Here is a 14,512-nt window from a genome sequence, read left to right as displayed (position 1 = left end):
GCCCCGAATTCGGCTGCGCCGACCACCCGTCTCGGGGAGACTCCGACGATGGAAACCTCCCTGCTTCCCACCCTCGACCGCGCCGTGCGCACCGGCGAACTCGTCCGGCTGCACCGCTCGATCCCAGGTGCCGACAAGCTGGAAGGCTTCGTCGTCGCTGCGAGCCCCGGTTGGACGCTGCTCGCCAACTGCGGCGACCACCGGCTCGACGGCTGGACGGCCGTCCGCACCGCCGACCTCCGCACCGTCCGCCGGATCGGCGACGAGGACGGCCTGACGGTCCGGGTGCTGCGCCGGCGCGGCCGGTGGCCGGTCCGGCCGCCGGAGGGCGGCCTGCCGCTGGACGGCCTGCCCGACCTGGTCGAGGCGGCCGGCCGAGCGTTCGGGCTGGTCGCCCTGCACAGCGAGGAGAGCGCACCGGACGTCTGCTGGGTCGGCGCGGTGACCGGCCTGCGACCCAAGTCGCTGCGGCTGCACCAGGTCGACCCCGAGGCGCACTGGCACGACGAACCGACGAAGTTCCGGTTCGACCGGATCACCCGGGTCGACCTCGGCACCCACTACACCGCGGTGCTGCGCGAGTTCGCCGGCGAGCGCCCCTGAGCGACGTCGAGGGGCCGGCTCCCCCGGGCGGGGAGGAGCTGGCCCCTCGATGGGCGCGTCAGACCAGGCCGTTGAGCAGCTCACTGACCGGCTTGCGGCGCCCGGTGAAGAACGGGACCTCCTCGCGGACGTGCAGCCGGGCCCGGGACGGGCGCAGGTCGCGCATCAGGTCGACGATCCGGTGCAGCTCGTCCGCCTCGAAGGCGAGCAGCCACTCGTAGTCGCCGAGCGCGAACGAGGCCACCGTGTTGGCCCGCACGTCCGGGTAACCGCGGGCCATCTGGCCGTGCTCGGCGAGCATCGCGCGCCGCTCGGCGTCCGGCAGCAGATACCACTCGTAGGAGCGGACGAAGGGGTAGACGCAGACGTAGTCGCGCGCGCGCTCGTCGGCCAGGAAGGCCGGGATGTGCGACTTGTTGAACTCCGCCGGGCGGTGCAGCGCCATGTTGGACCAGACCGGCTCCAGCACGCGGCCGAGGCCGGTGCGGCGGAAGCGGTTGTACGCCTCCTGGAGGTCGTCCGAGTCCGCCGCGTGCCACCAGACCAGGATGTCGGCGTCCGCCCGCAGTCCGGAGACGTCGTAGGTGCCGCGCACCGTGACGTCCTTCGCGGCGAGCTGCGCGAACAGCTCGTCCACCTCGGCGGCCAGGGCGGTGCGGTCCTCGGGCAGCTCGCCCTTGAGCTTGAACACCGACCACATGGTGTAGCGGATGACCTGGTTCAGGTCGCGCGCCTTCTTCTTCTCGGGCTGCTGCTCCGGCTGCTGCTCAACGGTCTCAGTCATGCGCCCATTGTCCTCTCCGTGACGTTCTCCCCGGTCGTCGGGGTCAACACTCCGTCGAGCGCGGCGGCGGCCGCCCGCGCGCTCGCGATACAGGCCGGGATGCCCACTCCGTCGTAGGCGGCCCCGCAGACGGCCAGCGCTCCCGCCCGGCCGACGGCCGCCCGGATCCGGGCCACCCGGTCGAGGTGACCGACGGGGTACTGCGGCAGGCCGGACCGCCAGCGGGTGACGGCGGTGTCGTACGGGCGGGCGGTCAGGCCGATCGCCTCGCCGAGGTCGGCCAGCGACTGCTTCACCAGTTCCTCGTCCGACAGCTCCAGCGGCTGCTCCTCGCGCAGCCGGCCGAGCGAGGTGCGCAGCACGAAGGTGTCGGGCGCCGAGCGCTCCAGCCAGCCCCACTTGTTGGAGGAGAAGGTGGACGCCTTGATCCGGCGGCCGTCCACCGGCGGCACCAGGAAGCCGCTGCCTTCCGGCGGCTCCGGCAGGTCGGCCCGCCGGAAGGCGAGGGTGACCAGCGCCATCCCCGCGTACTCGACGGCGTCCAGCTCGACGGCCGCCGCCGGCGCGTCCGGGCGCAGCAGACGGGCCGCGGCGGGCGCGGGCACCGCGAGCACCACGGCGTCCGCGTGCAGCGCCTCGCCCTCGGCGGTCACCACCCGCCAGCCCCCGGGGGTCCGGTGCAGCCCGTCCACCGCGGTGCGGGTGCGCAGGTCGACGCCGGCCCGGGCACAGGCCGCGGCGACGGCCTCGGGCAGGGTGCCGATGCCACCGCGCAGACCCTGGAAGACGGGCGTGCCGACGGTCCGCGGCCGGGTGGCCAGCTCGTGCACGCCCTCGACCAGCGAGCCCCCGCCGCGCGCGATCTCCAGCAGCTGCGGCACGGCCGCGCGCAGCGAGATCTCGTCGGCGTGCCCGGCGTAGACGCCGCCGAGCAGCGGTTCGACCAGCCGGTCCACCACCTCCCGGCCCAGCCGGTCCGCGACGTACCGCCCGATCGCGACATCGTCCGTGACCTCGGTGGCCCCCTCGTGCCGGGCCCGCTCCAGGCCCTCGGCGCTGAGCACCTCGGAGGCGGCGAGCGCCGCCAGGTCACCGGGGACACCCATCACCTGGCCGCCGGGCAGCGGGCGCAACGCGCCCCTGGTCCAGATCGCGGCCCTGGCGGTGGTCGGCGGCTCCAGCGCGCCGCCCAGCCCGACCGCCCGCGCCAGCTCGACGGCCTCCGGCCGCCGCGCCAGCATCGACTCGGCCCCGAGGTCCACCCGGACCCCGCCGACCTCTCCCCCGTGCAGCTTCCCGCCGAGCCGGTCGGACGCCTCCAGCAGCGTCACCCGGGCCCGCGCGGCCCCGCCGGCCGCCCCGCTGAGAAAGGCGGCCGCGGCCAACCCCGCGATACCGCCACCGATCACGACGGCCTGTGCTTGCGACATGCTCCGCAGTCTCGCAGGTCCTTACACCAATGCCTCAATCCGCCCGCTTCCGGACAGGGACGAGGGCGTCGAGGTCGATGTCGACGGGAACGGGACCGGCCGTTGCAGCCGGCTCCGGAAGATCCCGGCGGGGGCGTAGGAGGAGGTGCTGGCTTCGAGTTCGAAGACGTGCGCCACCGGCCGGCCGTCCTCCTCCTCGATCACCCAGTAGTGCGGGATCCCGGCCTCGGCGTACTTGCGGACCTTGACGGTCCGGTCCCGGTGCGCGGACTCCGGCGAGACGACCTCCACCACGAGCCAGTCCGGCAGCTCACTCATGGAGCCCAAGGTAGCGTCCGCGGCGGTCCGGCGGGCAGCTGCTCGCCCGGAGCGCCGACCGGAGGAGGGACGACGGTCCTCGGGAGTCCGACGGGACCGACCGGGCGGCAGGGCGCCGAACCCGGTGACCGCGCCTGCGGCCGGCGTGCCGTGTCGGTGCGGAGGCGAGCTGACGCCTTGTCCGCTCCGCAGCCGAGCCGTGATCGAGCTGCGACCTCCGGAGCGGGTCCGGTCCGGGCCCGGGCCCGTCGAACGGTTCGAGTGCCGGAAGGAAGCGGCGCCGCAACCGTGAACATGGGGAGGGCTCGATCGTGGAACGAGGACGGCGAAGAGCGGGGGCGCTGGCGGCGGCGGCCGTGGTGGCGGTCCTGGCCGGCGGGTGCGGTGCGTCCGACGGCGGGGGTGCCGCCGGCGGCGACGCGGCGGTGGCGCGAGGTGACGCGGTCGCGCCGGCGGCTCCGGAGGCGGCGGCCTCGGCCGCTCCGAAGGCCGGTCCGAAGGCCGCGCCGGAGTCGGGCGGCGGGCAGCCGTACCTGGTGCCGGCGGTGGACGCCCGGCAGATCGCGTACAGCGCGCAGTTGTCGGTGCGGGTGGCGAAGGCGGACACCGCGCTGGCCAGGGCGCGCGAGCTGGCGCTCGACGCGGGGGGCTACGTGGCGAGCGAGACGGTGAGCGGCAGCGGCGGGCAACCCGCCGGCGGGGGCAGCGGCCGCCGCCCCGAGGACCGCCCCGCGCCCGGCCCGCAGAGCGGGCAGCTCACGGTGAAGGTGCCGTCGGCGGCGTTCCAGCAGACCATGGACCAGTTGGCGGGGCTCGGCGAGGTGCTGTCCCGCAGGAGCCAGGCGGACGACCTCACCCAGCAGGTCGCGGACGTCTCCAGCCGGGTGCAGACCCAGCAGGCGAGCGTGGACCGGGTCCGGGCGCTGATGGCGCAGGCGAAGACGCTGGCCGAGATCACGAGTCTGGAGGGCGAGTTGAGCCGCCGCGAGGCGGATCTGGAGTCGCTGCAGAAGCAGCTGAAGGAGCTGTCGGCGAAGACCTCGCTCTCCACCATCACGCTGGACGTGCGGCAGAGGACGGACACCTCGGCGCCGGACGAACCCGACGCGCGGAGGGACGGCGGCTTCTGGGCCTCGGTCGGCTCGGCGCTGGGCGGCGGCTGGGGCGTCCTGGTCGCGATCGTGCGCGGCGTCGCGGTAGCGGTCGCGGCGGCGACGCCGTTCCTGCTGGTGCTCGTACCGGCGGCGCTGGCTCTCCGGCTGGTCCGTCGGCGCCGGCGGACCGCGCTGCCGCCGAAGCCCGCGCACCCGCCGCACCGGCGGCAGGGAGCGGAGGACGGGGACGGGGACGAGGGGCCGCCGGAGCGGCAGGAGCCCTGAGGACGACGATGGCGGGCCCCGCCGAAACGGGGCCCGCCAGGTCGACGCCGTCGCCGCGGCGGTCAGCGCGCGCTGGCCTCGTGCACGAACGCGACCAGCCGGCTGAGCGCGTCCGGGTCCATGCTGGGCAGCACGCCGTGGCCGAGGTTGAAGATGTGGCCGCTGGTACCGAGCGCCTGGGCGGCGTGCAGCACCTCGCGGGCCTTGGCCTCGACGGCCTTGGTGGGCGCGAAGAGGACGGCCGGGTCGAGGTTGCCCTGGAGGCCCTTGCCGGGGCCGACCCGCTCGGCGGCGACGTTCAGCGGCACCCGCCAGTCCACGCCGACGATGTCCGCGCCGGCCTGGCCCATCAGACCGAGCAGCTCGCCGGTGCCGACGCCGAAGTGGATCCGCGGCACGCCGTAGCCGGCCACGGCGTCGAAGACCTTGGTGCTGGCCGGCATCACCGAGCGGCGGTAGTCGTCGGGGGCGAGCGCGCCCACCCAGGAGTCGAAGAGCTGGACGGCGGAGGCGCCGGCCTCGATCTGCACCTTCAGGAACGCGGAGGTGATGTCGGCCAGCCGGTCGAGCAGGGCGGCCCACAGCTCGGGCTGCCCGTACATCATGGCCTTGGTGTTCTCGTGGTTCTTGGAGGGCCCGCCCTCGATCAGGTAGCTGGCGAGGGTGTAGGGGGCGCCGGCGAAGCCGATCAGCGGGGTGGGGCCGAGCTCGTCGACGAGCAGGCCGACCGCCTCGGTGATGTAGGAGACGTCGTCCGGCTCCAGCGGACGCAGCCGCTTGAGGTCCTCGGCGGTGCGGATCGGGTCGGCGATCACCGGGCCGATGCCGGGCTTGATGTCGACGTCGATGCCGACGGCCTTGAGCGGCACCACGATGTCGCTGAAGAAGATCGCCGCGTCCACCTGGTGCCGGCGCACCGGCTGCAGGGTGATCTCCTTGACCAGTTCGGGCCGCATGCAGGACTCCAGCATGGGGATGCCCTCGCGGACCTTCAGGTACTCGGGCAGCGAGCGGCCGGCCTGGCGCATGAACCACACGGGGGTGTGCGGCACCGGCTCGTGCCGGCAGGCGCGCAGGAACGCGGAGTCGTGCGCGGCGCCGCGTCGCACGGAGGGCTGCTGACCGGTGGGGGTGCCTGCCTGAGTGGCTGCCGTGGTGTCTGCCGTTGTCTCGCTCACGGTTCAAATCTTCGCACGCGCTCCGGACCCGACTCCCCGCCCGGCCTCGTGGGTTCCTCCAAGATCTGACCGGTTTGCCGTCCCGGCACGCCGCGCGGGCAGAAGTTGCGGCGATTACCCCGGTCTTCGACCTAGTCTTCGGGGCATGGCAGCGGTCGGCGGGCACCCCGCACAGGGTGGCGGAACAGGTGGCGGAACGGGTCGGGAGGCGGCGCCGAGCGAGTTCCGGGCCGCGGTCGAGGCTCTGACGGGGGCGCGGCTGCGCCCCGAGCTCGAACTCTCCCCCGCCCCGGCGCCGCGCCGGCTCGCCCCCCACGCGTTCGCCCTGACCGCCTCGGTGGAGGTGGACGGCGAGGAGCTGGCCGACGGCCGGCTGGTGCTGCTGTACGACCCGGCCGGGCAGGAGGCCTGGAACGGGGACTTCCGCGTGGTGACCATGACCCGGGCCGAGCTGGAGCCCGAGATGGCCGGCGACCCGATGCTCTCCGAGGTCGGCTGGGCCTGGCTGCTGGACGCGTTGCAGGCGCACGGCGCCGGGTACGCGGAGCCGTCCGGCACGGTGACCAGGTGCGCCTCGCAGTACTTCGGCGCCCTGGCGGACCGCGAGTCGTCCACCGAGATCGAGATCCGGGCCTCCTGGACGCCGGCCGACGGCCGCTTCGAGCGGCATCTGGCCGCCTGGGGGGATCTGCTCTGCATCAGCGCGGGCCTGCCACCGGCCGCGCCCGCGACGCAGTCGACCGCCGACGTGCCCTCACTCGGTGGGGTGGTCCCGATGCCCGCCCGCCGGCGCCCGCGCTCGCACTGACGAGTGGTCCGCGGCCCGCGGCGGCGGTACCGGGCACAGCACCACCCCCAGGGCTGACGAAGCGTGACTTCGGACCTGCTCTGCGTCAATGTGCGGCCTAACGTGACCACTCCGTGCCGGTTCTGATCGATTTTGTACGAATTCCAGGCATGTCGCAATCAGTCACCTGCGCGATTTGTCCGTATTGTTACTCACTAGATCGTGATCTTTCGCTAAAGCCGGGCACGGTAGCTGCCGAAGCAGACTGTGACCCTTTCCAAACGCGGAACACTCCGACCGCCCCCATCGGGGTTTCGTCCGCCACTCCCCGCAGGAGGCCTGGTGTCGGTCCTTCTTGAGCACCCCGCAAACGTGGTCGCCTACCGGCCGACCAAGCCCACCGCCATGGTGGTCATCGCCGATCCACGTGTCCGAAACACCGTCACCCGCCACCTCTGGGCGCTCGGTGTCCGGGACGTGATCGAGGTCTCCTCGATCGCCGAGGCCCGCCCCCGGGTCTCCACCCCGCGCGACATCTGCGTCGCCGACGTCCACCTCCCGGACGGATCCGGGCTGACCATCCTGGCCGAGACCCGTGCCGCGGGCTGGCCCAACGGCCTGGCGCTCTCCGCCGCCGACGACATCGGCGCGGTCCGCAGCGCGCTGGCCGGCGGCGTCAAGGGCTACGTGGTCACCGGCACGCGCACCAATGTGGCCATGCCGGGACGCCCCGGCCTGCCGATCGGCGCGGGCGGCCTGGCCGGCCGGATGCGCCGTCCCGGCATGCCGGGCGTCCCCGGGGCGGCCGGTGCTCCGGGCGCTCCCGGGGCACCCGGTGCGCCGGGCGCCCCGGGCACCCAGCAGGCCGCCTACCGCGAGCTCTCCGGCCGTGAAGTCGAGGTGCTGCGGCTGGTCGCCGAGGGCCAGTCCAACAAGGCCATCGGTGTGGCGATGGGCCTGTCCGCGCTCACCGTGAAGAGCCACCTCGCCCGGATCGCCCGCAAGCTGGGCACCGGCGACCGGGCCGGGATGGTCGCGGTCGCGCTGCGCACCGGCATCATCCACTGAGCGATCGGCAGGACCGCTGCGGCGGTCCTGGAGGAACGTTTCCTCCAGGACCGCCGCATTGGCGTCCCCGGGTCCCCGGTCGCCTCCGAACCGAAGGGACGGGGCCGACGGAGGCCACCCGGTGGCACGTCACGAACCCGGTCTGACCAGTCCGACAACACTCCCGGCCCCGAGGACCGTCGTACCCTTGGTGAGTGACCGACGCCGTAGCAGCCACCCAAGAAGAAGCAGCCCCGGTCCCGCTCCTCGAACCGAAGGAGGGGATCCCGCCAGTCGTGGCGGACGAGCAGGCGCTGGCCGCCACCGTCGCCGCCTTCGCAGCGGGCACCGGACCGGTCGCCGTCGATGCCGAGCGGGCCTCCGGCTACCGCTACGGCCAGCGGGCGTACCTCATCCAGCTGCGCCGCGCGGGCGCCGGCACCGCGCTGATCGACCCGATCGCCTGCCCCGACCTCAGCGGACTCGGCGCGGCCCTCGCGGACACCGAATGGGTGGTGCACGCGGCCACCCAGGACCTGCCCTGCCTGTCCGAGGTCGGAATGAGACCGCAACGGCTCTTCGACACCGAGCTGGCCGGCCGGATCGCCGGCTTCGCCCGGGTCGGACTGGGACCGATGACCGAGAGCGTGCTGGGGCTGAGCCTGGCCAAGGAGCACTCGGCCGTCGACTGGTCCACCCGCCCGCTGCCCGAGCCCTGGCTGCGCTACGCCGCTCTGGACGTCGAGGTGCTGGTCGAGCTGCGGGACGCACTCGAACAGGAGCTGGACGCCCAGGGCAAGCTCGACTGGGCACTGGAGGAGTTCGCCGCGATCGCCGCGGCGCCCCGCCCCGCCCCGCGCACCGACCCGTGGCGCCGCACCTCGCAGCTGCACAAGGTCCGCCGGCGCCGCCAGCTGGCCGTGGTGCGCGAACTCTGGCTGACCCGGGACCGGCTCGCCCAGGAGCGCGACGTGTCGCCGGGCCGGGTGCTCTCGGATGCCGCGATCGTCAACGCCGCGCTGGCCATGCCGCTGAACATCGCCGCCCTGCAGGGAGTCCAGGGCTTCGGGCCGCGGGTGCACCGGCGCCAGCTGGAGCAGTGGCTGGCGGCCGTCCAGCGGGCCCGGGAGATCCCGGAGAACCAGCTGCCGCCGGCCGCCGCACCGCACGACGGCCCGCCGCCGCCGCGCGCCTGGGCCGAGAAGGACCCGGTCGCGGCCGCCCGGCTGTCCGGGGCGCGGGCCGCGGTCAGCGAGCTGTCCGAGGCGCGCAACCTGCCGGCCGAGAACCTGATCACGCCGGACCTCGTCCGCCGGGTCTCCTGGGAGCCGCCGGCCGACCCGAGCGCCGCCGGGGTGGCCGCCGCGCTGCGCCGGCTGGGCGCCCGGCAGTGGCAGGTCGATCTGGTGGCGCCGGTGATGGCGGCGGCCTTCGTCAAGGCGGCGGAGGCCGAACCGGAGTAGCGCGGGGCCGGCCGGACCGGACACCTCGGCAGCGGGACACCGCCGCCGGGGCGGAACAGAGGGGGTGCCGTCGCTCGACGGCACCCCCTCCGTCGTCCCCGGGCAGCCGTCGCGCACCCGTCGCGCACCCCGCGCGGCTCCGGGCGCGGGGACGTGTCGGGGGACACACCGGGAGAACCGGCCGCCGGGCCTGGGCAGGTTGGTTACCGGCGGGTAGCATGACAGCGAAGCAGCGCCGCTCACGTGCCCTCGTGCGACGGACGGCGGCAGCCTGCCCACCTCAACCTGTTGGTCCCTGGGAGGAGAGCCCCCGTGCCTCGTACCGCGAGGGACGTCGTCTTCGTCGATGGCGTCCGCACCCCGTTCGGCAAGGCCGGCCCGAAGGGCATCTACCACGAGACGCGCGCCGACGACCTCGTCGTCAAGTGCATCCGGGAGCTCGTGCGCCGTAACCCGAACCTGCCCGTCGAGCGGATCGACGAGGTCGCCATCGCGGCCACCACGCAGATCGGCGACCAGGGTCTGACGATCGGCCGCACCGCGGCCCTGCTGTCCGGCCTGCCGAAGTCCGTCCCCGGTTACGCCATCGACCGCATGTGTGCGGGCGCGCTGACCGCCGTGACCACCACCGCCGGCGGCATCGCCTTCGGCGCGTACGACGTGGTCGTGGCCGGCGGTGTCGAGCACATGGGCCGCCACCCGATGGGCGAGGGCGTCGACCCGAACCCGCGCTTCGTGTCCGAGAAGCTCGTCGACGAGTCCGCCCTGTTCATGGGGATGACCGCGGAGAACCTGCACGACCGGTTCCCGCACATCACCAAGGAGCGCTGCGACGCCTACGCCGTGCGCTCCCAGGAGAAGGCCGCCAAGGCGTACGCCAACGGCGACATCCAGCCGGACCTGGTGCCGATCTCGATCCGCAACACCAACCCCGAGGTCGGCGAGACCGGCTGGGGCCTGGCGACCACGGACGAGCCGATGCGCCCGGGCACCACGATGGAGTCGCTGGCCGGTCTGAAGACCCCGTTCCGCCCGCACGGCAACATCACCGCGGGCAACTCGGCCGGTCTGAACGACGGTGCCACCGCCTCGCTGCTGGCCGCCGAGGACGTCGCCGAGGAGCTCGGCCTGCCGGTCAAGATGCGCCTGGTCTCGTTCGCCTTCGCGGGCGTCGAGCCCGAGGTGATGGGCATCGGCCCGGTGCCGGCCACCGAGAAGGCGCTGGCCAAGGCCGGTCTGACCATCGACGACATCCAGGCCTTCGAGGTCAACGAGGCCTTCGCCGTCCAGGTGCTGGCCTTCCTGGACCACTACGGCATCGCGGACGACGACGAGCGGGTCAACCCATTCGGCGGCGCGATCGCCTACGGTCACCCGCTGGCCTCCTCGGGCGTGCGCCTGATGAACCAGCTGGCCCGCCGCTTCGAGCAGCGCCCCGACGTCCGCTACGGCCTCACCACGATGTGCATCGGCTTCGGCATGGGCGGCACCATCATCTGGGAGAACCCCCACTTCGAGGGTGGTAAGTGATCATGAGCACCACGACTGAGCTGCTGCGGCAGGGCGCCGAGCTGTTCCCGGGCGAGGTCGTCACGACCGCGCACGTCCGCCACCTGGACCTGCCGCTGCAGGCCGGCCGGCTGGCCCTGATCACCCTGGACAACGGCTTCGACCACACCAAGCCGACCACCTTCGGCCCGGGCTCGCTGCTGAAGCTGTCCACCGCGCTGGACCAGGTCGAGGCCGAGGCCGCCGAGGGCACGATCGTCGGTGTCGCGATCACCGGCAAGCCGTTCATCTTCGCGGTCGGCGCCGACCTCAAGGGCGTCGAGATCCTCAAGGAGCACGCGGACGCGCTGGCCATCGGCAAGGGCGGCCACGAGGTCTTCAAGCGGATCGCCGCGCTGCCCGTCCCGTCCTTCGCCTTCTACAACGGCGCGGCGATGGGCGGCGGCGTCGAGGTCGGCCTGCACGCCACCTACCGCACCGTCAGCGCGGGCGTTCCGGCGTTCTCGCTGCCGGAGGTCTTCCTGGGTCTCGTCCCCGGCTGGGGCGGCTGCAGCATCCTGCCGAACCTGATCGGCCCCTCGAAGGCGATCAAGGTCATCATCGAGAACTCGATGAGCCAGAACAAGCAGCTCAAGGGCAAGGACGTGTTCGAGCTGGGGATCGCCGACGCGATCTTCGAGCCGGCCGACTTCCTGGAGCAGTCGCTGCTCTGGGCCGCCAAGGTCCTCACCGGCGACGTCGTCGTCGAGCGCGAGGCGATCGACCGCGGCAAGGCCTGGGACGACGCCGTCGCCTGGGGCCGCCTGGTCGCCGACGCCAAGGTGCACGGCGCGGCTCCCGCCGCCTACAAGGCGCTGGACATCATCCAGCAGGTCAAGGACGCCGACCTGCAGGCCGGCTTCGACGCCGAGGACGCGGCCCTGGCCGACCTCATCATGAGCGGCGAGCTGCGCAGCGGCATCTACGCCTTCAACCTGGTGCAGCGCCGCGCCAAGCGCCCGTTCGGTGCGCCGGACAAGTCGCTGGCCCGCCCGGTCACCAAGGTCGGCGTCGTCGGCGCCGGTCTGATGGCCTCGCAGCTGGCGCTGCTGTTCGCCCGCCGTCTGGAGGTGCCGGTGGTCCTCACCGACATCGACCAGGAGCGCATCGACAAGGGCGTCGGCTACGTCCACGCCGAGATCGACAAGCTGCTCGGCAAGGGCCGGATCGGCCAGGACAAGGCCAACCGGCTCAAGGGCCTGGTCACCGGCTCGCTCGACAAGGCCGCCGGCTTCGGCGACGCGGACTTCGTGATCGAGGCCGTGTTCGAGGAGATGGGCGTCAAGCAGACCGTCTTCGCGGACCTGGAGAACGTGGTCTCGCCGACCTGCGTGCTGGCGACCAACACCTCCTCCCTCTCGGTCACCGAGATGGCCTCGAAGCTGAAGCACCCCGAGCGGGTCGTCGGCTTCCACTTCTTCAACCCGGTCGCGATCCTGCCGTTGCTGGAGATCGTCCGCGGCGAGCAGACCGACGACGCCGCGCTGGCCACCGCCTTCGGCGTCTCGAAGAAGCTCAAGAAGACCTCGGTGCTGGTCAAGGACGCCCCGGCGTTCGTGGTGAACCGGATCCTGACCCGCTTCATGGGCGAGATCCAGGACATCATCGACGAGGGCACCCCGATCGCCACGGTCGAGAAGGGCGTCGAGCCGCTCGGTCTGCCGATGTCTCCGATCGTGCTGCTGGAGCTGGTCGGCCCGGCCATCGCGCTGCACGTCTCGGAGACCCTGAAGGGTGCCTTCCCGGAGCGGTTCACCGTCTCCGAGAACCTCGGCAAGGTGGTCAAGGCCGGCAAGCGCGGCTTCTACACCTGGGTCGACGGCAAGCAGGTGCTCGACCCCGAGGTGCTGGAGCTGCTCTCCTTCGGCGACACCGTGCTGACCGAGGAGCAGGTGCTGAACCGTGCTCTGGAGGCCGTCGCGCAGGAGATCGGCCTGATGCTGGAGGAGGGTGTCGTCGCCGAGGCGCAGGACATCGACCTCTGCATGATCACCGGTGCCGGCTGGCCCTTCCACCTGGGCGGGATCACCCCGTACCTGGACCGTGAGGGCGTCTCGGAGCGGGTGAACGGCAAGCGGTTCCTCGCCCCGGGCGTGGCCTCCGTGCCCGCCTAGGCGTAGCGGTACGACGCGGGAGCCCCGGTGACCTGGACGGTCACCGGGGCTCCTGCGTGTCCGCGGGTCGGGGGCTCGGCCACCTCGTGCGGGTCGGGGGCGCCGCGGCCGGCGCGGCGGCGAGGGCGGCGGCCGGGGCGGCGGCGGGGGCGGCGGCCGGGGCGGCGGCGGGGGGCACCGCGCCGGGCGCGGTCAGCGCTTGAGGCGGTAGACCACGGTGTCGGCGAAGACGCCGACCATCTCGTAGTGGGTGTCCAGCAGGTTCTCGATCTTCGGGATCATGCCGGGCTGGTAGGGCGCCAGGCCGGAGTCGTCCACGACGATCTCGGGCAGGCCCTTGGCGATCTCCTGGTCGAAGGTCTGCCAGGCGTTGCTGACGCTGAACTGCTCGCCGACGTTGGCGTTGCCGTCCTTGCCGCCGCTGAAGTTGGTCAGGAAGCCCGCGGTCAGGTAGCGGGTGGCCGGCTTGCGGTCGGCCAGCCAGTACAGCTCCGGGTGCATGCCCCAGACCAGCACGGTGTCCTGCGGCTTGCTCTGCGCGGCGACGGCCGTGGCCACCTCGGTGGTCCGGTCGAGCCGCTCCCCCGGCCAGGCCAGCGCGAGCCCCCAGAACACCGTGGCGGCGGCCGTGGTGTACACCAGGACGGGCTTCCAGCGGATCGCCGAGGTGGCCACCGCGCCGGTGCCCAGCAGCACCAGCGGGGGCATCAGCTGCAGGTAGTAGTGGCCGAAGAAGTGGAAACCGACGCTGACCGCGACCACCGAGGAGACCAGCCAGACCCAGAGGTCGGTGGTGGAGCCGTGCTCCTCACCGGCGACGGGCAGCGGGCGGTGGCGGTGCTTCAGCCAGAGCCGGCGGCCGACCGGCAGCAGGAAGCCCAGGCCGGCGACGATCAGGATCGCCGAGTTGCCGAGGGCGCGGCCGGCCATCTGCAGCCAGGCCCCGCCGACCGAGGCGTAGTCGCCGCTGCCGGTGACCACCCAGAACAGGAAGCCCTTGGGCTTGGTGAGGATCACCGCGACCAGCGCTATCGGCAGCGTGAAACCGAACCCGATCTTGAACAGGGCCGGCGGCCACCGGACCCCGCGCCGGCGGGCGTCCTGGAACAGCATCCAGAGCACCGGCAGCAGCACCGCGCCGCCGGTCTGCTTGGTCAGCGAGCAGAGCGCCACCGCGATGCCGGCGGCCAGCCAGCGGCGCCGCTCGGCGTACCGGAAGGCGGCCACCATGGCGGGCAGCATGAAGACCTCGAAGGTGGCCGCCTGGGTGTCCTCCGGGGAGAGCCCGATGGAGACCAGCAGGTAGAGCAGGCCCGCGCCGGCGCCCGCCCGGTTGCCCCAGCGGCCGCGGGCGATCGAGGCCAGCAGGATCGCGGTGACCAGGTGGGCGACCACCGCCAGGGTGCGCAGCGGCCAGAGCGAGGCGGAGCCGAAGACGGCGAAGCAGGCCTGGTAGAGCCACGGCAGCAGCGGCGGCTTGCGGTCGACCACGGTGTCGTAGAGCACGCCGCCGTCGGCCAGCATCCGGGCCTGGGTGGCCAGGAACCCCTCGTCGGGGCTCCAGACCGGCCGGACGAAGGAGGGGATGTGGGTGGCGAGCGCGACCAGGGCCAGCACCGGCACCAGCCTCGTCCAGTAACCCTGGCGGACGCGGTCGGGCAGGCGCTCGGCAAGCCCGGCGAGGCGGGGGCGGGTGGGGGTCGGCACGGATGACAACCTACCGGGCGGGATCGGCGCTGGCAGCGCCGGTCCCGCCTTTTCGGTGCGATTATCAGCCTGCCATGGGGCGAACTGTTGCCCAGTTGTGGCAAACGGCCGCAGGGCGGCCGCCCACGGGAACGGTACGGAGCCGGCCGGGACG

The 14,512-nt window shown here is 73.2% G+C and carries 11 protein-coding genes and 1 pseudogene; 7 read left to right on the top strand and 5 right to left on the bottom strand.

The window, feature by feature from the left end; translation table 11 throughout:
* Window positions 1-48: 48 nt before the first annotated feature.
* Window positions 49-603, top strand: a complete 555-nt coding sequence (locus tag AB0J08_RS16865) for a hypothetical protein (RefSeq protein ID WP_360633716.1) — start codon at window positions 49-51, stop codon at window positions 601-603.
* A 58-nt stretch (window positions 604-661) separates the two neighbouring features.
* Here the strand turns inward: AB0J08_RS16865 and hemQ are convergent, their stop codons facing one another.
* From hemQ to AB0J08_RS16850, 3 genes and pseudogenes are all read right to left on the bottom strand, one after another.
* Complete coding sequence (gene hemQ, locus AB0J08_RS16860; RefSeq protein WP_360633713.1) at window positions 662-1,387, bottom strand: hydrogen peroxide-dependent heme synthase; 726 nt, start codon at window positions 1,385-1,387, stop codon at window positions 662-664.
* Window positions 1,384-2,817: a protoporphyrinogen oxidase gene (gene hemG / locus AB0J08_RS16855; protein WP_360633710.1), complete on the bottom strand. Its 1,434-nt coding sequence runs from the start codon at window positions 2,815-2,817 to the stop codon at window positions 1,384-1,386. The genes hemQ and hemG overlap by 4 nt, the downstream gene beginning before the upstream one ends.
* Window positions 2,818-2,851: 34 nt before the next feature.
* Window positions 2,852-3,114 (bottom strand): annotated as a pseudogene (locus AB0J08_RS16850) (Uma2 family endonuclease); the annotation flags it as partial.
* A gap of 332 nt (window positions 3,115-3,446) precedes the next feature.
* On the opposite strand from AB0J08_RS16850, the gene AB0J08_RS16845 reads away from it, so the two are divergent.
* The gene (locus AB0J08_RS16845) at window positions 3,447-4,514 is read left to right on the top strand and encodes a DUF4349 domain-containing protein (protein ID WP_360633707.1); all 1,068 of its coding nucleotides are present in this window, start codon (window positions 3,447-3,449) and stop codon (window positions 4,512-4,514) included.
* Between the two features lie 62 nt (window positions 4,515-4,576).
* Here the strand turns inward: AB0J08_RS16845 and hemE are convergent, their stop codons facing one another.
* A complete protein-coding gene (gene hemE, locus AB0J08_RS16840) occupies window positions 4,577-5,623 on the bottom strand; it encodes a uroporphyrinogen decarboxylase (RefSeq protein WP_360633931.1) in 1,047 nt (348 codons plus the stop codon).
* A gap of 214 nt (window positions 5,624-5,837) precedes the next feature.
* Here hemE and AB0J08_RS16835 point away from each other — a divergent pair, with 214 nt between their 5' ends.
* From AB0J08_RS16835 to AB0J08_RS16815, 5 genes are all read left to right on the top strand, one after another.
* Entirely contained in the window at window positions 5,838-6,500 is a 663-nt protein-coding gene (locus tag AB0J08_RS16835) for a DUF3000 domain-containing protein (RefSeq protein WP_360633704.1), read from the top strand.
* A 321-nt stretch (window positions 6,501-6,821) separates the two neighbouring features.
* Window positions 6,822-7,547, top strand: coding sequence for a response regulator transcription factor (locus AB0J08_RS16830; protein WP_360633701.1), 726 nt, complete (start codon window positions 6,822-6,824; stop codon window positions 7,545-7,547).
* 194 nt (window positions 7,548-7,741) lie between these two features.
* Window positions 7,742-8,989 carry a ribonuclease D gene (locus tag AB0J08_RS16825; protein WP_360633698.1) on the top strand — a complete coding sequence of 416 codons (1,248 nt, stop codon included), beginning with the start codon at window positions 7,742-7,744 and terminating at the stop codon, window positions 8,987-8,989.
* 312 nt (window positions 8,990-9,301) lie between these two features.
* The gene (locus tag AB0J08_RS16820) at window positions 9,302-10,519 is read left to right on the top strand and encodes an acetyl-CoA C-acyltransferase (RefSeq protein WP_360633695.1); all 1,218 of its coding nucleotides are present in this window, start codon (window positions 9,302-9,304) and stop codon (window positions 10,517-10,519) included.
* A 2-nt stretch (window positions 10,520-10,521) separates the two neighbouring features.
* A complete protein-coding gene (locus AB0J08_RS16815) occupies window positions 10,522-12,651 on the top strand; it encodes a 3-hydroxyacyl-CoA dehydrogenase NAD-binding domain-containing protein (protein WP_360633692.1) in 2,130 nt (709 codons plus the stop codon).
* A 192-nt stretch (window positions 12,652-12,843) separates the two neighbouring features.
* Here AB0J08_RS16815 and AB0J08_RS16810 read toward each other — a convergent pair whose 3' ends face one another.
* The gene (locus AB0J08_RS16810) at window positions 12,844-14,358 is read right to left on the bottom strand and encodes a glycosyltransferase family 39 protein (protein WP_360633689.1); all 1,515 of its coding nucleotides are present in this window, start codon (window positions 14,356-14,358) and stop codon (window positions 12,844-12,846) included.
* Window positions 14,359-14,512 lie beyond the last annotated feature (154 nt).

Source organism: Kitasatospora sp. NPDC050463 (genome assembly GCF_040655255.1).
Classification (GTDB): domain Bacteria; phylum Actinomycetota; class Actinomycetes; order Streptomycetales; family Streptomycetaceae; genus Kitasatospora.
This window is presented reverse-complemented; position numbering and strand designations above follow the sequence as displayed.